General features: G+C 66.2%; 18 protein-coding genes. 7 read left to right on the forward strand and 11 right to left on the reverse strand.

The features are described from left to right. Positions 1–47: 47 nt before the first annotated feature. Positions 48–311: a hypothetical protein gene (locus N2602_RS06135; RefSeq protein WP_212254195.1), complete on the forward strand. Its 264-nt coding sequence runs from the start codon at positions 48–50 to the stop codon at positions 309–311. Between the two features lie 64 nt (positions 312–375). Here N2602_RS06135 and N2602_RS06140 read toward each other — a convergent pair whose 3' ends face one another. Then, entirely contained in the window at positions 376–3,252 is a 2,877-nt protein-coding gene (locus tag N2602_RS06140; protein ID WP_172784859.1) for an EAL domain-containing protein, read from the reverse strand. Positions 3,253–3,405: 153 nt separating this feature from the next. Further along, complete coding sequence (locus tag N2602_RS06145; RefSeq protein WP_212254197.1) at positions 3,406–4,404, reverse strand: NAD(P)H-quinone oxidoreductase; 999 nt, start codon at positions 4,402–4,404, stop codon at positions 3,406–3,408. A 118-nt stretch (positions 4,405–4,522) separates the two neighbouring features. Here N2602_RS06145 and N2602_RS06150 point away from each other — a divergent pair, with 118 nt between their 5' ends. Both N2602_RS06150 and N2602_RS06155 read left to right on the forward strand, forming a co-directional pair. Beyond that, the gene (locus N2602_RS06150) at positions 4,523–4,714 is read left to right on the forward strand and encodes a DUF1192 domain-containing protein (RefSeq protein ID WP_172784857.1); all 192 of its coding nucleotides are present in this window, start codon (positions 4,523–4,525) and stop codon (positions 4,712–4,714) included. A gap of 602 nt (positions 4,715–5,316) precedes the next feature. After that, entirely contained in the window at positions 5,317–5,826 is a 510-nt protein-coding gene (locus N2602_RS06155; protein WP_172784856.1) for a DUF1465 family protein, read from the forward strand. 198 nt (positions 5,827–6,024) lie between these two features. Here N2602_RS06155 and rpmE read toward each other — a convergent pair whose 3' ends face one another. Further along, the gene (gene rpmE, locus N2602_RS06160; protein WP_027573780.1) at positions 6,025–6,252 is read right to left on the reverse strand and encodes a 50S ribosomal protein L31; all 228 of its coding nucleotides are present in this window, start codon (positions 6,250–6,252) and stop codon (positions 6,025–6,027) included. 198 nt (positions 6,253–6,450) lie between these two features. Between rpmE and N2602_RS06165 the strand changes: the two genes are divergently transcribed. Next, positions 6,451–8,301, forward strand: coding sequence for an ABC transporter ATP-binding protein/permease (locus N2602_RS06165; protein WP_260382065.1), 1,851 nt, complete (start codon positions 6,451–6,453; stop codon positions 8,299–8,301). A 167-nt stretch (positions 8,302–8,468) separates the two neighbouring features. On the opposite strand, the gene N2602_RS06170 is transcribed toward N2602_RS06165, so the two are convergent. The 4 genes from N2602_RS06170 to N2602_RS06185 form a co-directional block, all read right to left on the reverse strand. Continuing rightward, the gene (locus N2602_RS06170) at positions 8,469–8,684 is read right to left on the reverse strand and encodes a hypothetical protein (RefSeq protein WP_260382066.1); all 216 of its coding nucleotides are present in this window, start codon (positions 8,682–8,684) and stop codon (positions 8,469–8,471) included. 71 nt (positions 8,685–8,755) lie between these two features. Then, on the reverse strand, positions 8,756–9,202 hold the full coding sequence (locus N2602_RS06175) for a GNAT family N-acetyltransferase (RefSeq protein ID WP_260382067.1): 447 nt from the start codon (positions 9,200–9,202) through the stop codon (positions 8,756–8,758). Continuing rightward, the gene (locus N2602_RS06180) at positions 9,202–10,230 is read right to left on the reverse strand and encodes a peptidoglycan -binding protein (protein WP_172784852.1); all 1,029 of its coding nucleotides are present in this window, start codon (positions 10,228–10,230) and stop codon (positions 9,202–9,204) included. The genes N2602_RS06175 and N2602_RS06180 overlap by 1 nt, the downstream gene beginning before the upstream one ends. A 147-nt stretch (positions 10,231–10,377) precedes the next feature. After that, positions 10,378–11,394, reverse strand: a complete 1,017-nt coding sequence (locus N2602_RS06185) for a flagellar motor protein MotA (RefSeq protein WP_212254200.1) — start codon at positions 11,392–11,394, stop codon at positions 10,378–10,380. Between the two features lie 167 nt (positions 11,395–11,561). Here N2602_RS06185 and N2602_RS06190 point away from each other — a divergent pair, with 167 nt between their 5' ends. From N2602_RS06190 to N2602_RS06200, 3 genes are all read left to right on the forward strand, one after another. Further along, positions 11,562–12,581: a cyclopropane-fatty-acyl-phospholipid synthase family protein gene (locus tag N2602_RS06190; RefSeq protein ID WP_260382068.1), complete on the forward strand. Its 1,020-nt coding sequence runs from the start codon at positions 11,562–11,564 to the stop codon at positions 12,579–12,581. Positions 12,582–12,812: 231 nt separating this feature from the next. Next, complete coding sequence (locus N2602_RS06195) at positions 12,813–14,006, forward strand: efflux RND transporter periplasmic adaptor subunit (RefSeq protein WP_172784849.1); 1,194 nt, start codon at positions 12,813–12,815, stop codon at positions 14,004–14,006. A gap of 158 nt (positions 14,007–14,164) precedes the next feature. Then, positions 14,165–17,326, forward strand: a complete 3,162-nt coding sequence (locus N2602_RS06200) for a multidrug efflux RND transporter permease subunit (protein WP_260382069.1) — start codon at positions 14,165–14,167, stop codon at positions 17,324–17,326. Between the two features lie 117 nt (positions 17,327–17,443). Here N2602_RS06200 and N2602_RS06205 read toward each other — a convergent pair whose 3' ends face one another. From N2602_RS06205 to N2602_RS06220, 4 genes are all read right to left on the reverse strand, one after another. Beyond that, the gene (locus N2602_RS06205; protein WP_260382070.1) at positions 17,444–18,229 is read right to left on the reverse strand and encodes an inositol monophosphatase family protein; all 786 of its coding nucleotides are present in this window, start codon (positions 18,227–18,229) and stop codon (positions 17,444–17,446) included. A gap of 85 nt (positions 18,230–18,314) precedes the next feature. Further along, on the reverse strand, positions 18,315–19,388 hold the full coding sequence (locus N2602_RS06210; protein ID WP_260382071.1) for a tetratricopeptide repeat protein: 1,074 nt from the start codon (positions 19,386–19,388) through the stop codon (positions 18,315–18,317). 8 nt (positions 19,389–19,396) lie between these two features. Beyond that, positions 19,397–20,101, reverse strand: a complete 705-nt coding sequence (locus N2602_RS06215; protein ID WP_260382072.1) for a thiamine phosphate synthase — start codon at positions 20,099–20,101, stop codon at positions 19,397–19,399. Between the two features lie 3 nt (positions 20,102–20,104). Continuing rightward, positions 20,105–21,130: a class I fructose-bisphosphate aldolase gene (locus tag N2602_RS06220; RefSeq protein WP_260382073.1), complete on the reverse strand. Its 1,026-nt coding sequence runs from the start codon at positions 21,128–21,130 to the stop codon at positions 20,105–20,107. Positions 21,131–21,267: the final 137 nt, after the last annotated feature.

The following is a 21,267-nucleotide window of genomic DNA, read 5'->3' on the forward strand; positions in this document are numbered from 1 at the left end:
ACGGTTTTGAGCAGACCTGATCTTCGGCCCCGGACGAGAGGACGAGTGTGAACGACTACGATGCGTTGCGCGATTATCTGCTGCGGCAGAAGCAGGAGGAGCTCGTGCTGAGCTTCGAGCAGATCGAGGAGATCATCGGCGCGGCGCTGCCGCGCGCGGCCCAGCGTGCCTCATGGTGGGACAGCCTGCGCAGCCCCGACATCCAGATGCCGCAACGCGAAGCCTGCCTCGCCGCCGGCTTCGTGGCAACGCGCATGCCGGACGGCCAGAGCGTAAGGTTCAGGAAGCAGAAGAACGAGCGGCGGCGATAGTATCGTAGGGCACGCCGTCCACCCTCCCCTGGAGGGCCCCTGGAGGGGGAGGGTAAGAGAGCAATCAGCTCGCAGCTTCCAGCCGCACTTCCGTGAGCAGCCGCATCGCCGCGTCGGCATCCATCGGCTCGCCGAAGGCAAAACCTTGCGCGTATTCGCAGCCCATCTGGTAGAGCTCGACGGCGTCCGAATCCGTTTCGGCGCCTTCGGCGACGACGTCCATGCCGAGATCGTGGGCGAGCGCGATGATCGACTTCAGGATCACCGGGCGGGTGCCGCGGCTGGTGGTGCGCACGAAGGACTGGTCGATCTTGATGGTGTCGAACGGGAAGCGCTGCAGATAGGCCAGCGAGGAATGGCCGGTGCCGAAATCGTCGAGCGACAGCCCGGTGCCGAGCTCGCGGATCCGGGTCAGCATCTGGGCTGCGTGCTCCGGATTCTCCATCACCAGCGATTCCGTCAGCTCGAGCTTGAGCGTGCCGCGCGCCACCGAGGAGCGCGACAGCACGGTGCGGATGTCGTGGATCAAATCGTGGCGCAGCAGCTGCCGTGACGAGACGTTGACGGAGGCGAAGATCGGCTCGCGCGAGCGCATCGCGCGTTGCCACACCGAAAGCTGCTTGGCGGTCTGGTCGAGCACGAACATGCCGAGGTCGACGATCAGGCCGGTCTCTTCCGCAATCGAGATGAACTCCGAGGGCGCCATGCGTCCCAGCTTCGGATGATCCCAGCGCGCCAGCGCCTCGAAGCCGGCGACGGAGCGATCCTCGAGCCGCACGATCGGCTGGTACAGGATCGTGATCTCCTGGCGCTCGATGGCGCGGCGCAATTCGCTCTCCAGCGTCAGGCGGTCGGTCTTCCGCGCGCGCATCGCCGGCTTGTAGACGTCGATGCGGTCGCCGCCGATGCGCTTGGAATGATACATCGCCAGCTCGGCATCCTTGATGATCTCGTCCGTGAGCTGGGTTTGCGGATCGGACAGCGCGAGGCCGATCGACGCCGTGAGGAAGATCTCGCGATCGTTGAAGGCGATGGGCGCGCGGATGGTCTTGCGGATGGTTTCGGCAAAAGCGGTGATGCGCGCCGGGTCCTGCTCCGACAGCAGGATCAGGCCGAACTGGTCGCCGGCCATCCGGGCCAGCGTGTCCTGCGGCTTCAGGATGCGGGTGAGGCGGCGCGCCAAAGTGAGCAGGATGGAATCGCCGACCGCAATCCCGACGGAATCGTTGACCTGCTTGAAGCGGTCGAGGTCGATCACCATCAGCGTCGGCCGCAGCGTCGGCATGGTCTTGGCGAAATGCGCGACTGCATTCAGCCGGTCCATGAACAGCTTGCGGTTGGGCAGGCCGGTGAGATTGTCATGCACGGAATCGTGCAGCAGGCGTTCCTCGGCATTGCGCAGCTCGGTGACGTCGGTGAGCGTGCCGACCACGCGCGAGACCTCGCCGTCCGAGCCGACCACCGGGCGCGCTTTCAGCGCGAACCACATGAAGTGGCCGTCCGGGGTGCGCAGGCGGAAATCCTGCACCAGACGGCCACGGCGCTGGTCGAGCACGCTGTCGAGCGCGGCGCGGAAACGATCCTGGTCGAGCGGGTGCAGCACCTCGAGCCAGGAGGCGGCGGGCCCTTCCAGCGTGCCCCGCTTCAGTCCCAGCAGGGCTTCGGTCTCGGGGCTGGTGAACACCTTGTCGGCCGAGACGTCCCAGTCCCAGATCAGGTCGCCGGAGCCGGCCAGCGCCAGGGCGCGCCGCTCGATGTCGGAGACGACGCCGGTGCTGGCGCCGCCGCCGGCAAAGGCGTGCTGCATCACCGTGAAGCCGATCAGCATCACGATCAGCACGAGGCCGCCGAGCAGGGCAGGGCCGACGATGTCGTTGGTGACGGAGCCCGCGACCGTCATGCCGGCCGCCACCACCCAGACCACCAGGAGGAACCAGGTCGGGATCAAGAGCACGGCGCGGTCGAAGCCGTGGGTGGAGAGATAGACGATCAGCGCGAAGCCGGCGAAGGCGATCAGCACCAGCGAGATGCGCGCGATGCCGGAGGCCACTGCCGGATCGAACAGGGCGAGCGCCACCAGCGAGCCGAGGAACGCAAGCCAGCCGACCGTGATGTGCGAATAGCGCACGTGCCAGCGGCTGAGATTGAGATAGGCGAACAGGAACACCAAGAGCGTCGCCGCCAGGATCGCCTCACCCGCCGCGCGCCAGATGCGCTCGGCGTTGTTCGACATGTCGAGCACCTTGCCCCAGAAGCCGAAATCGACGCCGATATAGACCAGCACCGCCCAGGCCAGCGCCGCCGCGGCCGGGAACATGATGCTGCCCTTCACCACGAACAGGATGGTCAGCACCAGTGCGAGCAAGCCGGAGATGCCGATCACGATGCCCTGGTACAGCGTGAACGAGTTGACCTTGTCCTTGTAGGCTTCCGGCTCCCACAGATAGAGCTGCGGCAGCTTGTCGGTGCGCAGCTCCGCGACGAAGGTGACGACGGCGCCGGGGTCGAGCGTGATGCGGAACACGTCGGCGGTGGCGCTTTCCTGCCGTTCCGGCCGGTCGCCGATCGAGGGCGTGATGGTCGCGATGCGCGACAGGCCGAGGTCGGGCCACAGCAATCCCGAAGAGACGATGCGGTAATGCGGGGCGACGATCAGGCGGTCGAGCTGGTCGTCGGTGTTGTTGGCGAGCGCGAACACCACCCAGTTCTGGCCGCCCTCGCGGGCGCGCACCTCGATGCGGCGGACGATGCCGTCGGTGCCGGGCGCGGTGGAAACCTGGATGCGATCGGCATCGCTGCGCTGATGCTCGAGCACGCTGGTGAGGTCGATCGCGGGCGCGTCGCCACGGACGCTGACGGCGTCGAGCGCGCGCGCGGGGTACGCGGCGACGAGAATCATGAGGCCCAGCGCGATGGGCGCGAGGCACCTGATCAGACGCAAGGTCAGTTCTCCGCGTTCGACGCAAACTCGTCAGTGCAAGGCGAATCTAGAAGGCGATTTCAGACCGAACCGATGTGGTTCGGTGCGTCGCGATAGATGCCACGAAAGCGAGGAAAATCAAAGGGTTTCCGGCTTGCCCTGTCGGCCGGCAGCCTAGGCCTCCAACACAATTTTGCCAATATGTGCGCTCGTTTCCATGCGCCGGTGGGCGTCTGCGGCCTTTTCCAGCGGGAAAGTGCTGTCCATCACCGGCTTGATGCGGCCTTCGCGCAAAAGCGGCATCACTTTCTGCTCGATCGCGGCCACCATCGCGGCCTTGTCCGCATTACTACGGGGGCGCAAGGTCGAGCCGGTATGGGTCAGGCGCTTGACCATGACCTTGGCGATGTTGACGCTGACCTTGGGGCCGTTGAGGGTCGCGATCTGGACGATGCGCCCGTCCACCGCGGCGGCATCATAGTTGCGGTCGACATAGTCGCCGGCGACCATGTCGAGGATCAGGTTGACGCCGACGTTGTTGGTCTCAGCCTTGATCACGGCGACGAAGTCTTCGCTCTTGTAGTTGATGGCGCGGTCGGCCCCCAGCTTGAGGCAGGCATCGATCTTGTCCTGCGATCCCACGGTGACGAACACTTTTGCACCGAAGGCTTTCGCAAGCTGGATCGCCATGGTGCCGATGCCGGAGGAGCCGCCATGGATCAGCAGCGTCTCGCCGGCCTTGAGGCCGCCGCGCTCGAACACGTTGTGCCAGACCGTCATCAGGGTTTCCGGCAGCGCGCCGGCTTCCTTGATCGACAGCGCCGGCGGCACGCTCATCGCCTGGGCATCCTGCGCAATGCAGTACTGCGCATAGCCGCCGCCGGCGACGAGTGACATCACCTTGTCGCCGACCTTGTGCCGCTTGGCATTGCTGCCGACCGCGACGACTTCGCCCGCGATCTCGAGGCCGGGCAGGTCGCTGGCGCCGGGCGGCGGCGGATAGGCGCCGGAGCGCTGCGCCACGTCGGGCCGGTTGACGCCGGCTGCCATCACCTTGACCAGGATCTCGTCGGGACCGGGCTGCGGAACGCTGCGTTGCTCCGGCACCAGCACTTCCGGCCCACCGGGCTTGGAGATGGCGACCACGGTCATTTGCGCGGGCAGCTTGTCCATGATGTGTCCTTGAGCAAAGGTGCGGGAGGAAACGAGGCCCTTGCTTAGCCAGCGCGGTGCAGGCTGGCAACCGCCTTAGGCCATGTGGTCCGGTCCGCGGACGAGAGGAGGAACGACGATGCCGATGGAAGACGACGACCGCCCGCGCAAGAAGATCAGCCATGAGATTGGACAGGACCTCTCACTCTTGTCAGTGGAGGAACTGACCGAGCGTGTCGCGCTGCTCAAGACGGAGATCGCAAGACTGGAAGAAGCCGCCACCAAGAAGCGCGCCTCGCGCGATGCGGCGAACAGTATTTTCAAGTCGTAGGGGTCACCACAGAACCGACTGTCGTCCCGGACGCGTGGGCCGAACTTTCTCCGCCTCATCATTCCGGGGCGGCGCGTCAGCGCCGAGCCCGGAATCCATAGCCACAGGCCGTTGATACGGGCACGCTGATCGTGGCCGGCTACTCCATCCGCCTGTGGTTATGGATTCTCAGATGCGCAATTGCGCATCGTAGCTCGCGACTTCGTCGCGCCCCGGAATGACGGCTGAAGATTGTTCCGCACTTCATTCGGCCACTGGCCGACATGGCTAACGAAATCCCAAAAAATTAGCTTGTTTACTTCGGATTAAGCTTTCGGGTTTATGACTGGAACTGTCCTCGTTTGGACACCGAGTGGCTCCTGTCCACTCTGTTTGACGCCTCCCTGTTATCAACTTTCAAAGCCGCCGGTCTCCGGCGGCTCTTTTTTTGCTTCCGCTCCCGCTGTCTAGCATCCCCGTCCGGTTGCATTCCGAAGGATTGACCCGCGGAAACCATATCCGCGCTTGTCACTGGACTCCGCCTCTCGCCCGCGCAATGATTTGTTCATCATAAGCCGGCGCCAAAGCCGGGCAGTCAAACAGTTGCGTAAGAGGCGTTAACCATGGAACGTTTGCAGGCCGAAGGCGCTCTCGTTCAGCTCAGCGAGCGATTCACCAATTCTGCGGCGTTCGGCAGCCTGTTCCGGGAGGGCATGGACCTCGTCGAGGAAACCGCCGCCTATCTCGACGGCGCTGGCCGCGTCGAGGCCAAGGCGCTCGACCGCGCCGTCAGCCTCACCTACGCGACCGAGAGCATGCGCCTCACCACGCGCCTGATGCAGCTCGCCTCCTGGCTGCTGCTGCACCGCGCGGTGAAGGAAGGCGAGATGACGCTGAGCCAGGCCAACCGCGAGAAGACCAAGGTCAAGCTCACCGCCGCCGATCCCGGCCCGGCCGACACCATCGAGAAGCTGCCGGCGCAGCTTCAGGACCTGATCCATCGCTCGATGAGCCTGCAGACCCGCGTCCGCCGCCTCGACAGCACGATCCACACCCCGCCGGCCGAGCAAGCCGCGATCGGCAATCCGTTGGTGCCGCACCTCAACGCGCTGAAGGCCGCGTTCGAGCGGTAGGTCGCACCGGTGCCGTAAGGGTGGGCAAAGGCGCAGAGCGCCGTGCCCACCATCTCTCTCTTGGGATCACAATAGAGGTCGTGGGCACGCTTCGCTTTGCCCACCCTGCGAGTCCTCGGCCTTGGCCGACGACCGGCCCCAAAACAAAAACGCCCCCGGTCTCCCGGGGGCGTTTCCATGTCCAGCCTTGCGGCCGGCTCAATCCTTCTTGAGGAAGCCCGAAAACTTCTTCTGGAAGCGCGAGACGCGGCCGCCGCGGTCCATGATCTGGGCGGAGCCGCCGGTCCAGGCCGGGTGCGACTTCGGGTCGATGTCGAGGTTCAGCGTGTCGCCTTCCTTGCCCCAGGTGGAGCGGGTCAGGTACTCGGTTCCGTCGGTCATGACGACCTTAATCGTATGATAATTCGGATGAATTTCGGCTTTCATGGCAATTCCTCGGCGCTCCGGCGCCTTCTTGGGTGGCTCGCGAATGACGGATTTGGGCGGCTCTATACCTCACGAAACCCGGCAAAACAAGCCATGCTGCCGCGGTGAACCGGGGGTTTGCCCTAAGGGACTTCCCGGATTTGCCACTACTGATGCACCGGCCTATTGGGAGCAAACGAATGCAATGGGTCGGATCTCATGAGCGCAGTGGAACGGCTTGATGACCAATATCTCGATCAGCCCGCAATGAACGCCGCGGACACCCCCTCGATCGAGGCCGAGCTGATCGAAGCGCCGGCCAAGGGCCGCGCCAAGCTGCGGCCGCTGCTGGCGCTCGCGCCCTATGTGATCCGCTATCGCGGCCGCGCGGCGCTGGCCTTCGTCGCGCTCACGATCGCCGCGCTGACCACGCTGCTGGTGCCGGTCGCGGTGCGCAGGATGATCGATTTCGGCCTGACGCCCGAGGGCATCGAGCTGATCAACAGCTACTTCTCGGTCATGCTCGCGGTCGTTGCCGTGCTCGCGATCGCCAGTGCCGCGCGCTACTACCTCGTGATGACGATCGGCGAACGCATCGTCGCCGATCTCCGGCGCGACGTCTTCGCCCATCTGCTGTCGCTGTCCCCCGCCTTCTTCGATTCCGCGCGCAGCGGCGAACTGATCTCGCGTCTCACCGCCGACACCACCCAGCTGAAATCGGCCGTCGGTGCCTCCGTCTCGATCGCGCTGCGCAACCTTATGATGTTCCTGGGCGCGACGGCGATGATGGTGATCACGAGCCCGAAGCTCTCCGGCTTCGTGCTGCTCGCCATTCCCCTGATCGTGCTGCCGCTTGTGGCGTTCGGGCGCTGGGTGCGGCGCCTGTCGCGCAACGCGCAGGACACGCTCGCCGATGCCTCCGCCTATGCGGGCGAATTGGTCGGCGCGATCCGCACCGTGCAGGCCTATACCAGCGAGGGCTTCGCCGAGAAGCGTTTCGGCGGCGAGGTCGAGCAGGCCTATGAAGCCGCGCGCACCTCGACCCAGGCCCGCGCCGTGCTGACGGCGATCATCATCTTCATCGTGTTCGCAAGCGTGGTCGCCATCCTCTGGATCGGCTCGCATGACGTGCTCACCGGCGCGATCACGCCGGGCCGGCTCGGCCAGTTCGTGCTGTATGCGGTGTTTGCCGCAGCCGGCCTCGGCCAGCTCAGCGAGGTCTGGGGCGAGGTCTCGGCCGCATCGGGCGCAGCCGAGCGCCTGTTCGAGATCCTCCACGTCCAGCCCGAGATCGCCGCGCCTGCGGCGCCGCTTGCGCTGCCGGTGCCGGCGCGCGGCGAGGTCGGCTTCGATCGGGTCAGCTTCGCCTATCCCGCACGCTCCGACGTCAAGGTGCTCGACGCGGTGTCGTTCACCGTGCGCCCCGGCGAGAAGGTCGCGATCGTCGGTCCCTCCGGCGCCGGCAAGAGCACCATCTTTCATCTGCTGCTGCGCTTCTACGATCCGCGCAGCGGGTCGATCTCGCTCGACGGCGTGCCGGTCAAGTCCGCCGACCCCGGGGATTTCCGTGCGCGCATCGCACTGGTGCCGCAGGACTCCGTGGTGTTCGCCGCGAGCGCCCGCGAGAACATCCGCTTCGGCCGGCCCGGTGCGAGCGATGCCGAGGTCGAGCGCGCCGCCGAGCTCGCCCATGCCGCCGAATTCATCCGCCGCCTGCCCGAAGGTTTCGAGACCGCGCTCGGCGAGCGCGGCGTGACGCTCTCCGGTGGTCAGCGCCAGCGCATCGCGATCGCGCGCGCCATCCTGCGCGACGCGCCGCTGTTGCTGCTGGACGAAGCCACCTCCGCGCTCGACGCCGAAAGCGAGACGCTGGTGCAGACCGCGCTGGAAGAGCTGATGCGCCACCGCACCACGCTGGTGATCGCCCATCGCCTCGCCACGGTGCTCTCCTGCGACCGCATCCTGGTGATGGACCAGGGCAAGATCGTCGAGCAGGGCACGCATGCCGAGCTCGTGGCCGCGAACGGGCTCTACGCCAGGCTGGCGAGGCTGCAGTTCGAGGGGGCGTGAGGCGCCTCAACGCAGCCGCACTTGCGACAGTGAGAGTATTGCAAGCGCGTTCTACAATCTCGTCATTGCGAGCGCAGCGAAGCAATCCAGACTGTTTCCGCGGAAAGACTCTGGATTGCTTCGTCGCAAGAGCTCCTCGCAATGACGTGTGGAGGGAGCTTCGCACGTTACCGGCACTTCGGTGACAGCGCCGGCACGTTCGGCCAGGGCCAGTTCTTCCAGCTGCCGTCCGCTTCGACGCAGGCTGATCCCTCAGGGCTGTTCGTCTGCGCAGGGGCGCTCGATGTCGCAAAGCGCTGGTCGACATAGGTCGTCGACACATAGCCGGCGACGATGACGCCCAGCATCACCGAGGACCCCTTGGCCAGCTCGTTCAGCTTCATCGATCGTCTCCATCGGCCATGCCTTGAGACAACGAATAACCGGCGCCTTGGGATCCCCGATGTGACAGGCCTCACGCCCGCCACACCATCTTCAACACCGGCCGGCCCGAGGTCGGATTCACGTCGTCACCGGCATGGGCAAAGCCATTGCGCTCGTAGAAGCGGATGGCGCGGGCATTGTCCTTGTTGACGAGCAGCGTGACGCCCGACGGTGACAGGCGCTTGGCCTCGTCCACCAGCAGCCTTGCCGCATCCGAGCCCCAATGCGCGGGATCGACCACCAGCTGGTCGAGATAGCCGTCGTCGTCGATGGTGACGAAACCGGTCAGCGCGCCGTCCTGTTCCGCCACCACGATCTGGGCCTTCGGCACCAGATCCCTCAGCCAGCGCTCGCGCCACCAGTCCAGCCGCGCCGCGAAGTCGATCTGCGGATAGGCCTGCTGCCAGGTGCGATGCCAGAGATCGATCGCGGCGGCCTCGTCGGAGGCCGCGTAGGGGCGGAGGTGGAGCGCGCTCACTACCGCTCCGTCAGTTTCAGCTCGATGCGGCGGTTGCGCTTGTAGGCCTCTTCCGTGTTGCCGGTATCGAGCGGCTGGAACTCGCCGAAGCCGGCGGCGACGAGGCGCTGGGCGGGCACGCCGAGCGAGACCAGATATTGCACCACCGAGATCGAGCGCGCCGCGGACAGGTCCCAGTTCGACTTGAAGTTCGGACCGTTGACGGGGCGCACGTCGGTATGGCCGTCGACGCGCAGCACCCAGGGAATGTCGCTCGGGATCTTCTTGTCGAGCTCGATCAGCGCGGCCGCCAGGGTGTCGAGCTCGGCGCGGCCCTCGGGCAGCAGCACCGCCTGGCCGGTGTCGAAGAACACTTCGGACTGGAACACGAAGCGGTCGCCGACGATGCGGATGTCGGGGCGGTTGCCGAGGATGGCGCGCAGCCGGCCGAAGAATTCCGAGCGGTAGCGCGACAATTCCTGCACGCGCTGCGCCAGGGCGACGTTCAGGCGAGAGCCCAGGTCGGCGATGCGGTTCTGCGATTCCTTGTCGCGCTTCTCGGATGCATCGAGCGCCTCTTCCAGCGCCGCCAATTGCCGGCGCAGCGCGCTAATCTGCTGGTTCAACACCTCGATCTGCGCCAGCGCCCGCGCCGAGACCGCCTTCTCGGAATCCAGCGCCTTGCCGAGCTCGGCGGTCTTGCCTTGCGCGTCGTTGCCGGCGGCGGCGAGACCGTCATAGAGCCCCTTGATGCGGTCGCGCTCGGTCTCGGCCGAGGCGAGCCCGGCCTTCAATTGCGAGACCTGGTCGTCGAGCGTGAGCTTGCCGAGCTTCTCCAGCGACAACAGCTCGTTGAGCTGGGCGATCTTGGCGTTGAGCTGCTCCAGCGCCTTGTCCTTGCCGGTGACCTCCTGCGACAGGAAGAACTGCACGACGAGGAACACCGACAGCAGGAAGACGATGGACAGCACCAGCGTCGACAGCGCATCGACGAAGCCGGGCCAGTAATTGAAGGCGCCTTCGCTGCGGCGGCCGCGCGCTAGAGCCATTAACGTCTCCGTTTCTTTCGTGTCCCGGACGCGATGCAGCGTGCAACGCTGCTTCGCAGAGCCGGGACCCATATTGTCCCTGACGCTGGGCCCCGGCTCAGCGACGCATCATTTCATGCTGCGTCGCGTCCGGGGCACGATACCGTCTCAACTCTTCTCGGGCTGGCGCGCGATCCGCTCCAACAGGCGGCGGATCTCGCGGTTCTGCTCGCCCTGGCCGTCGGCCCATTCGCGGATCATCTGCTGCTCGGTGCGCATGTGCGAGACCAGCGCCTGGATCGCTTCGGCAAGGCTCGCCATCGCCGCCGTGGTGCCGCGGCCGGCGCTGCCTTCCTCGAACACGGAACGCAGGCGTTCGACCGCGGCCTGAAGCTCCCCGCTGGCGACACCGCCGCCGGAGGCGGCGGCGGGCACCTCGCCATTGCCGTATTCGCGCACGGTGGTGGCGAGCCAGTCTTCGAGGTCGGTGTAGAAGCGGTTCTGCGCCTGGCTCGATTGCAGATCGAGGAAGCCGAGGATCAGCGAGCCGGCGAGGCCGAACAGGGAGCTGGAGAACGAGATGCCCATGCCGCCGAGCGGGGCGGCGAGGCCCTCCTTCAGCGTGTCGAACAGCGCCCCGGAATCGCCTCCGACCTTGAGCCCGTCGATCACCTTGCCGACCGAGCCGACCGTCTCGATCAGGCCCCAGAAGGTGCCGAGCAGGCCGAGGAACACCAGCAGGCCGGTCATGTAGCGGGAGATGTCGCGGGCCTCGTCCAGGCGGGTCGCGATCGAATCGAGCAGGTGCCGCATGGTGGTCTGGGTGATGGTCATCCGCCCCGAGCGCTCTCCGCCCAGGATCGCCGCCATCGGCGCCAGCAGCTTGGGGTGACGGGACGGCGCCAGGCCGGGATCGGCGACGCGGAAATTGTTGACCCAGGAGACTTCCGGATAGAGCCGGATGACCTGGCGGAAGGCCAGGATGATGCCGATGAACAGCACGCCGCCGATCAGGGCATTGAGGCCGGGATTGGCGAAGAAGGCCTGGATGATCTGCTTGTAGAGCACCACGCCCACCAGCGTGCACAGCACCAGGAAGACCAGCATCCGCACCAGGAAGACGCTGGGCGAGGACAGTTTCGTGTACTCGATGTCCATGGTTGATCGGGAAGTGCCAGACCGCATGCCAGTATCATCCGTTACGTAAGCTTGCTTGCGGCGCGCACTATGGCACAGCGCCGGCCCAAAAAAAGCGCCGGATGCGCCGATTTCGGGGACAGCTCGGGGAACCCGGACCGGAAGCGGCGCTTTGATAAGCAGGTCTCTGCAGAATTTCGCCATTCGGGGGGCGCATGAGCGTCGTTTCCGCGATCATCGGGACTGCCGAGCGTGTGCCGCTGCCGGACGTGGTGATCCGCGCCGCGATCCAGCGCCTGTGCTCCCGCATGGCGACGCGCCTGTCCGCCCTGGGCGCCGGCGACGATGCCGCCTTTGCCGGCCGGATGATGCTGCGGCCGATCGCCGACGGTACAGGTGCCGGGCATGACCAGGTGCCTGCCGCCTTCTTCGCCGATTTGCTCGGTCCCAACCGTAAATTCTCCTCCTGCTTCTACAAGACCGACGCGACCACCTTGCGGGAGGCGGAGGAGGAGGCGCTGCGCCAGACCGTCGAGCATGCCGGCCTGGCCGACGGCCAGGCCATCCTCGAGCTCGGCTGCGGCTGGGGCTCGCTGTCCCTGTGGATGGCGCGGCAGTTTCCGCACGCCAGGGTGACGGCGGTCGCGACCTCACAGGCGCAACGCGCCTATGTCGAGGAGGAGGCGCGGCTGCGCGGATTGCTCAATCTGCGCGTGGTCACGGCCGATATGAACGTGTTCGCGCCCGAGGGGCAGTTCGACCGCATCGTCTCGGTCGAGATGTTCGAGCAGATGCGCAACTGGCGCAAGCTGATGACGCGCGCGCGGTCATGGCTCACGCCGGAGGGGCGGTTCTTCATGCACGTCGTCACCCACCGTTCCGGCTCGCATCTGCTTGACCCCGCCGATCGCGACGACTGGATCGCGCAGCATCTCTATACAAGCGGGTTGATGCCGAGCCATCACCTGGTTAGGCAGTTCGACGATATCTTCGCGGTCGAGAAGGAATGGTGCTGGAGCGGGACGCATTACCAGCGCACCGCCAACGACTGGCTCGCCAATTTCGATGCGCATCGCGAGGCCATCGAGGCCGCCTTGCGCAGGGTCTATGGCGAGGAGGCCGCTCTCTGGATGCGTCGCTGGCGCTGGTTCCTGCTCGCGACATCGGGCCTGTTCGGCTACGCCGATGGAACCGAATGGGGCGTCAGCCACTACCGGATGAAGGCCGCCGAGTAATTGCGATGTTCCGTCGCAGCACGCGCCGGTGGACCCCGACTCACAATCAAGTGACACCGTAAAAGCCTTCTGATCTCAGCAGCATAAGCTGTGTGACAATGAGCCGCCCGCGCCATGCGTTGCATCGCAGCAGATGCATTCTATTTTGGCGGCATCAGTCGCGTGTAAAAGGTCCAGAACGGGCCGCGCGCGAGCACGATCAGTTTCAACAACATCGGGGCACCCCACTTCATGTCCGGACTTCGCGCGCGATCGGCATGCGTTGCAATGATGCTCGCGGCCCTTGCGCCGCTTCTGGCAGGCTGCGACGAATCCAGCTCCGCGGTGTCCGCCGCCCAGCCACCCGCTCCTGACGTCAGCATCGTCGTCGTCAAGCCGCAGTCCCGCGCCGTGGTGCGCGAGCTGCCGGGCCGGATCGCGCCGACGCGGGTCTCCGACGTGCGGCCGCGCGTGTCCGGCATCGTGGTCGAGCGCCTGTTCCGCCAGGGCAGCGAGGTGAAGGCCGGCGATCCGCTCTACCGCATCGATCCGCGCCCGTTCGAGGTCGAGGTGATGGCGAATGAGGCCGCGCTGGCCAAGTCCGAAGCGGCTTTGATGCAGGCCAGGCAACAGGCGCATCGTATCGCCACCCTGACCAGGGATCGCGCCGCCCCCGAAGCCGAGAACGAGAAGGCGATCGCGGCCGAACGCCAGGCCCATGCCGAGGTCGAAGGCCGCAAGGCCGAGCTCGCGCGGGCCAAGCTCAATCTCGACTATGCCACCGTTCGCGCGCCGATCGACGGCGTGGTCGGTGCGGCCCTCGTCAGCGAGGGCGCGCTCGCCGTGCAGAACGAGACCAATCTCGCCACCATCCAGCAGCTCGACCCGATCTATGCCGACTTCACCCAGTCGGTGACCGAGCTCAACCAGCTCCGCCGTGCCTTCGAGACCGGCGACCTCGAGCGCATCGCCGCCGATGCCGCCAAGGTGCGCCTCGTGCTCGACGACAACACCATCTATTCGCTCGACGGCAAGCTGCTGTTCTCCGACGCCAAGGTCGACGCCCACACCGGGCAGGTGACGTTGCGCGGCGAGTTCCGCAATCCCAAGCGCGAGCTGCTGCCGGGCATGTATGTGCGGGTTCGGATCGATCAGGGTCTCGATTCCGACGCGATCGCGGTGCCGCAGCAGGCGATCCAGCGCAACGGCGGCGGCGGCAGCGAGGTGTTCGTCGTCAAGGACGACAACCACATCGCGGTGCAGCCGGTGCGCACCGGATCGGTGCAGGACGGTCTCTGGTTCGTCACCGAAGGCCTGAAGGCCGGCGACAAGGTCGTGGTCGAAGGCTTCCAGAAATTCGCGGCTGGCGACAAGGTCCAGCCGCAATCCTGGTCCGAGGCGGACGCGACCGCGGACAACCGGCACGCCCTTAAGCTCACGCGGTAACCGGACGGCTTTGCAAGTGTCGTCCTCATCCTGAGGAGCCCGCTGGAAGCGGGCGTCTCGAAGGATGGCCGGGAGAGAGCCGGGCCTTCATGGTTCGAGACGCGCGTTCCGCGCTCCTTACCATGAGGATCTAACGAAACAACGAGGATAAACGGCCAATGCCGAGTTTCTTCATCGACAGGCCGATCTTCGCCTGGGTGGTCGCGCTGTTCATCTGCTTGATCGGTGCGATCGCGGTGCCGCTGCTGCCGATCGCGCAATATCCGATCATCGCGCCGCCTTCGATCTCGGTCTCGACCAGCTATCCCGGCGCCTCGCCTGAAAACCTCTACAACAGCGTCACGCGGCTGATCGAGGAGGAGCTCAACGGCGCAGCCAACATCCTCAACTTCGAATCGACCAGCGACTCGCTCGGCCAGGTCGAGATCATCGCCAACTTCCAGCCGGGCACCGATACCAGCGCCGCCTCGGTCGAGGTCCAGAACCGCATCAAGCGCGTCGAGGCGCGCCTGCCGCGCGCGGTGATGCAGCAGGGCATCCTGATCGAGGAAGCCTCCAGTGCGGTGCTGCAGATCATCACGCTGAACTCGACCGACGGCAGCCTGGATGAAGTCGGCCTCGGCGACTTCATGATCCGCAACGTGCTCGGCGAGATCCGCCGCATTCCCGGCGTCGGCCGCGCCACGCTCTATTCGACCGAGCGCAGTCTTCGTGTCTGGGTCGATCCCGCAAAACTCGTCGGCTACGGGCTGACCGCCGACGATGTCAACAAGGCCATCACCGCGCAGAACGCGCAGGTCGCCTCCGGCAGCATCGGCGCCGAACCGTCGACGTCGAACCAGCGCACCTCGGCGTTGGTGCTGGTCAAGGGCCAGCTGTCGTCGCCGGACGAGTTCGGCGCCATCATCCTGCGCGCCAATGCCGACGGCTCGACCGTGCGCCTGCGCGACGTCGCGCGCATCGAGGTCGGCGGCCTCAGCTATCAGTTCAACACCCGCCTCGATGGCAAGCCGACCGCCGGTCTTTCGGTGCTGATGTCGCCGACCGGCAACGCGCTGGCCACCGCGAGCGCGGTCGAAGCCAAGATGAAGGAGCTGTCGCGCTTCTTCCCGGCCAACATCAGCTACGAGATCCCCTACAACATCACGCCCGTGGTCGAAGCCTCGATCAAGAAGGTGCTGTCGACGCTGGTCGAGGCCGTGGTGCTGGTGTTCGTGGTGATGTTCTTATTTCTCCAGAACATCCGTTACACCATCATTCCGACCATCGTGGTGCCGGTGGCGTTGCTCGGCGCCTGCTCCACGCTGCTGCTCGCCGGCTACTCCATCAACATGCTCTCGATGTTCGGCATGGTGCTCGCGGTCGGCATCCTCGTCGACGACGCCATCGTGGTGGTCGAGAACGTCGAACGCATCATGGCCGAGGAGGGCCTGCCGCCGAAGGAAGCGACGCGGAAAGCCATGTCGCAGATCACCGGCGCCATCATCGGCATCACCCTGGTGCTGATGGCGGTGTTCGTGCCGATGGCGTTCTTCCCGGGCTCGGTCGGCATCATCTACCGCCAGTTCTCGGTCACCATGGTCGCCGCGATCGGCTTCTCCGCCTTCCTGGCGCTATCGTTGACGCCGGCGCTGTGTGCGACCCTGCTCAAGCCCGTCGAGGCCGGCCACGGTCATGCGAAGAGAGGCGTGTTCGGCTGGTTCAACCGCATGCTCGAAGGCGGCAAGGAGCGCTATTCGCGCACCGTCGGCTTCTCGCTGAACCGCACCGGCCGCCTGATGCTGGTCTATGCCGCGCTGCTGGTCGGCCTGTCCTGGGCCTTCGTCAATCTGCCCGGCGGCTTCCTGCCGGTCGACGACCAGGGCTTCGTCACCACCGACGTGCAGACGCCCTCGGATTCCTCCTACGCCCGCACCGAGGCCGTGATCGAGAAGGTCGAGAAATATCTGGCCGCGCGGCCGGGCGTCGACAACGTCACCTTCCTCACCGGCTTCAGCTTCTCCGGTCAGGGCATGAACACCGCGCAGGCCTTCATCACGCTGAAGGACTGGTCGGAGCGCGGGCCGAATGACTCGGCTGCTGCGATCGTCAACGACATCAACCGCGACCTGGGCTCGTCGATCCGCGACGCAAAGATCTCGGCGTTGCAGCCGCCGCCGATCGACAATCTCGGCAACTCCTCCGGCTTCTCGTTCCGCCTGCAGGACCGCGGCCAGAAGGGCTATCAGCAATTGATGCGCGCCGCCGACCAGCTGATCGCGGAGGCCAATGCCAGCCCGGTGCTGCAGAAGGTCTATATCGAGGGCCTGCCCGAGGCGGGCGTGGTCAATCTCATGATCGACCGCGAGAAGGCCGGCGCGTTCGGCGTCACCTTCGAGGACATCAACAACACCATCTCGACCAATCTCGGCTCGAACTACATCAACGACTTCCCGAACCGCGGCCGCATGCAGCGCGTCGTGGTGCAGGCTGACGCGCGCGACCGCATGCGGACCGAGGACATCCTCAATTACAACGTCAAGAACAGCCGCGGCCAGCTGGTGCCGTTCTCGTCCTTTGCCACGGTGGAATGGGCGCGCGGCCCGACGCAGATCGCCGGCTTCAACTATTATCCGGCGGTGCGCATCTCCGGTGAAGCCAGGCCCGGCTTCACCTCGGGCGACGCCATTTCGGAAATGGAGCGGCTCGCCGGCAGACTGCCGCGCGGCTTCGGCTATGAATGGACCGGACAGTCGCTGCAGGAAAAGCTGTCGGGCTCGCAGGCGCCGTTCCTGCTCGCACTGTCGGTGTTCGTGGTGTTCCTGTGCCTCGCCGCGCTCTACGAGAGCTGGACCATTCCGCTCGCGGTGCTGCTCACCGTGCCGCTCGGCATCGTCGGCGCGGTCGCGGCTGCGACGCTGCGGAGCCTGCCCAACGACGTCTATTTCACCGTCGGCCTGATCACCATTATCGGCCTTGCGGCCAAGGACGCGATCCTGATCATCGAGTTCGCGAAAGACCTGCGGAAGGAAGGCAAGCCGCTGGTCGAAGCCACCATCGAAGCCTGCCGCCTGCGCTTCCGCCCGATCCTGATGACCGGCCTCGCCTTCATCTGCGGCGTGCTGCCGATGGCCATCGCCCACGGCGCCGGCGGCGCCAGCCAGCAGGCGCTCGGCTCAGTCGTGATGGGCGGCATGATCGCCGTGGTGATTCTGGCGCTCTTGATGGTGCCGGTGTTCTTCGTCTCCGTGCAGCGCGTGCTGGCGGGGGATCGCGAGCCAGCGCCGGCGCGGGAAGCTGAAGCGCACGGCCGGCCGGCGCCAGCGTCGCAGGGCCACTGAAGCTGTCATTCCGGGGCGCGCGTAGCGCGAGCCCGGAATCCATCAAGCCGCAATCACAGTCGATGAATGGATTCCGGGCCCGCGCCGAGAGGCGCGTCCCGGAATGACGAGCGGAGATTACCTCCGCAAGATCCTCACCAGCTCCCCGTGCACGTACTCATTGCCGCACACGACGTGCCCCGTGACCAGCGGGTCGCCCGGCGTGGCGATATCGCTCACGGTACCGCCCGCTTCGCGCACCATCAGCATACCGGCGGCGATGTCCCAGGATTGCAGATCGCGCTCCCAATAGCCGTCGAGGCGGCCGGCGGCGACGAAGGCGAGGTCGAGCGAGGCGGCGCCGAAGCGGCGGAGGCCGGCGACGCGGTCCTGGATCGCGGTCATCTCGCGGCGGAATTCCTCGTGATCGCCGCGGCCGATATGGGGCAGGCCGCAGGCCACCACGCATTCGCTCAGCTGGCGGCGGCCGGCGACGCGCAGGCGCTGGTCGTTGAGGAAGGCGCCCTTGCCGCGCTCGGCGATGTAGAGCTCGTCATTGGCGGGGTTGTAGATCACGCCGGCGATCACGGTGCCTTCGCGGGCGAGGCCGATCGAGATCGCAAACTGCGGGATGCCGTGCAGGAAGTTGGTGGTGCCGTCCAAGGGATCGACGATCCAGGTGTGGCTCTTGTCGGTGCCCTCGCGCTGTCCCCCTTCCTCGCCGATGAAGCCGTAGCCGGGCCGGGCCTTGGCGAGGTCCTGGTAGAGGATCTCCTCGGCGCGCTTGTCGGCGAGCGAGACGAAATTGGCCGGCCCCTTCAGCGAGACCTGGAGATGCTCGATCTCGCCGAGATCGCGCTTGAGGCTGCGGCCGGCGCGGCGCGCGGCCTTGACCATGACGTTGATAGTGGCGGAATACAGCATATGCTTCTGGTCTTGATCGGGGAGAGGGGCGCGGAAACACGCCTGTTTGGGGGACTGGGTGCCCCGTGAGGGGCCCCGCGTCAAGTCATTTGGACCCGAGCCACTTCCTGGCGGCGGCCTCGGCCTTGGCGCGGTCATCGGCCGGCAGATCCGAGAGCTGCTTGTCGAGCTCGGGGTCGCCCTTGCCTGATGTCTTGGCCACCAGGTGCCATTTGAAGCCCTCGATCTTGTCCACGGACGTGCCCACGCCGTTGATCAGCACCCATGCGAGGCGGTTCTGCGCGATCGCGCTGCCCTGGCGGGAGGCCTTGCGGAGCAGGGCGACGGCGGCCGGCTGGTTCTTCGGCGTGCCGGTGCCGTTGAACATCGCGATGGCATATTCGACCTCGGCATCGACATTGTCGGCGAGCGAGGCGGCCTGCAGCAGCCGCACCGCGCGCTCGGGGTCCTTCGGCACGCCGGTGCCTTCCTTGTAGAAGGTCGCGAGCGCGTATTGCGCTTCGGGCAGGCCCGCATCGGCGGCCTGGCGCAGCAGCTCCGCCGAACGCCGGATGTCCTGCGGCAGCGTCTGGCCGTCCAGATAGAGCAAAGCGAGGTTATAGGCCGCCTTGGGCTCGCCGAGCTTGGCGGCGGAGGCCATCAGCCTGACCGCCTCGCTTTTGTCGACCGGGCCGCCGCGGCCGGAGATGCGCAGCATGGCGAGTGCGAACATCGCCTCGCGATCGCCGGAATCGGCGGCGCGCTTGTACCATTCGGCCGCCTTGGCGTAATCGCGCCTTATGCCCATGGCGTTGGAATAGAGCTCGCCGAGCATGGTCATCGCCTTGGCATCGCCCGCTTGCGCCCGCGCGGTGGCGAGCTCGAACGCCGTCTTGTATTGGCCGCGCTGATAGGCGCCGAACACCAGATCGACGTTGGGATCGTCGGACGGCGGCGCGGGGATCACGGTTGCCGGCTTGGGCGAGGCGGACGGCTTTGGAGATGAAGAGGGCTTCGGCGCCGGCGCGGCCTCCTTCTTCTTGGCCGGCGCGGGCGGCTTCGGCTTCTGCTTCTCTGCCGGTGCGCTCGGCGTCGTCGCCGGCGGGGTGATCTGCAGCTGCGCGGCCGCAGGGACGGTCAGCAGCAGCGTGGCCAGCATGGTGATGCACGGGAGCTTCATGTCGGGCGCTAGCCGTGCTCCTGGCGCGCAGGATCTTGGCTCGCAGGATCTTGGCCGGCCAGCGCCGTCGCATGGGCCTTCTTGATCGCGGCGTCGACCTCGATCAGCGCGGCCTTGGGCCCGCGCGGATCGGCCCAGATGAAGTCGCCGACCAGCACGAAATCGGCGCCGCTAAGGGCGAAATCGTGGGCCTCGTCCAGCGAAATGGCGAAGCCGACGCAGGGCGGCTCGAACAGCTCGGCCCACCAGTCCAGCCGCTCGGCGATCGCCTGTGCCGAGGGACGCTGGCCCTTCGCATCGGGCTCGCCGAACAGCAAATAATCCGCGCCCATCTCGCCCGCATCCATGGAATGGTGTCGCGTCGTCAGCCCGCCGACACCGGCGATGCGATCTGGCTTGAGCGACGGCAGCGCCTCCTTCAGCGCGGCGATGCCGGGCAGGTGCGCGCCGTCGGCGCCGCCGCGGGCGACGATATCGGGGTGGCCGTCGACGAGGAGTGCCGCGCCCGCCTTCTGCACCGGCGGCGCCAATGCCTTGACGCGCGAGGTCATGCTGCGCTGATCGGTTTCCTTCAGCCGCAGCAGCACGGCGGCGACGTCGGCGGACGCGATCAGCTCGGGCAGCGCGGCGATCAGCGCCGCGGGATCATCGACGACGGGCGTCGCGAGATAGAGACGCGGCGCCGGGCGCGGCGGAAGCGGTTTGTTCGACAAGGTCTAGGCTGCCTTCTGTTCCAGGCTGCTTTGCCATTCGCCCTTGGAGGCGAGGCCGTTCATGCGGGCGCGATGGCTGAAGGCGCGCTGGCCGGCCGCGACGTTCTCAGGCCTCCCGGACCAGGCCTTCTGCGGCGCGGCCTGCAGCGCGCGGCCATAGGAGAAGGTCAGGTCCCAGGGCAGCGGACCGAGCTTGTGCATGGCGTTGAGATGCGCGGTTGCCTCCTCGTCCGACTGGCCGCCGGAGAGGAAGGCGATGCCGGGCACCGCCGCCGGCACGCAGGCCTTCAGCAGCCGGATCGTCTTCTCCGCGACCTCCTCGACGGAGGCCTGCTTTGCGCATTTCTTGCCAGAGATCGCCATGTTCGGCTTCAGCACCATGCCTTCCAGCGCGACGCGCTGCACGCGCAGCTCCTGGAAGGTCTTGTTGAGCACGCGTTGCGTCACCTCATCGCAGCGCTCGATGTCGTGGTCGCCGTCCATCAGCACCTCAGGCTCGACGATCGGCACGATCTGCGCCGCCTGGCACAGCGCGGCATAGCGCCCCAGCGCGTGGGCGTTGACGCTGATCGCGGTCATCGAGGGGATGCCGCTGCCGATGTCGATCACCGCGCGCCATTTGGCGAAGCGCGCGCCGCGCTCGTAATATTTCTTCAAGCGATCGGCGAGCTTGTCGAGCCCTACGGTGACAAGCTCTCCCGGGCACATCGGTAAGCCTTGCGTGCCTTCGTCGACCTTGATGCCGGGGATGGCGCCAGCCTGCTCGATCAGCTTGACCAGCGGCGTGCCGTCCTTGGCATTCTGCCAGATCGTCTCGTCATAGAGGATCACGCCGGAGATGTATTGGCTCATGGCGTCCTTGGAGCGAAACAGCATCTCGCGATAGTCGCGGCGGTTCTCTTCCGTCGATTCCACGCCGATGGCGTCAAAGCGCTTCTTGATGGTGCCGGAGGATTCGTCGGCGGCAAGGATGCCCTTGCCCGGCGCGACCATGGCGGTCGCGATTCTGTTGAGCTCAGTCAGATTCATCGAGAGGTCCTCCCAAAACGATTCTGCCCTTGCCCGTGAAAATAGACCGTTCTCGGGCAATTGCCGAGTTATCGTTCGTCGCAGGGTAAAGGGGGCGGGAGGCGGGGGGCTTCGCCTCTCCCCGCTTGCGGGGAGAG

The organism is Bradyrhizobium sp. NC92 (assembly GCF_025200865.1).
Lineage (GTDB): Bacteria > Pseudomonadota > Alphaproteobacteria > Rhizobiales > Xanthobacteraceae > Bradyrhizobium.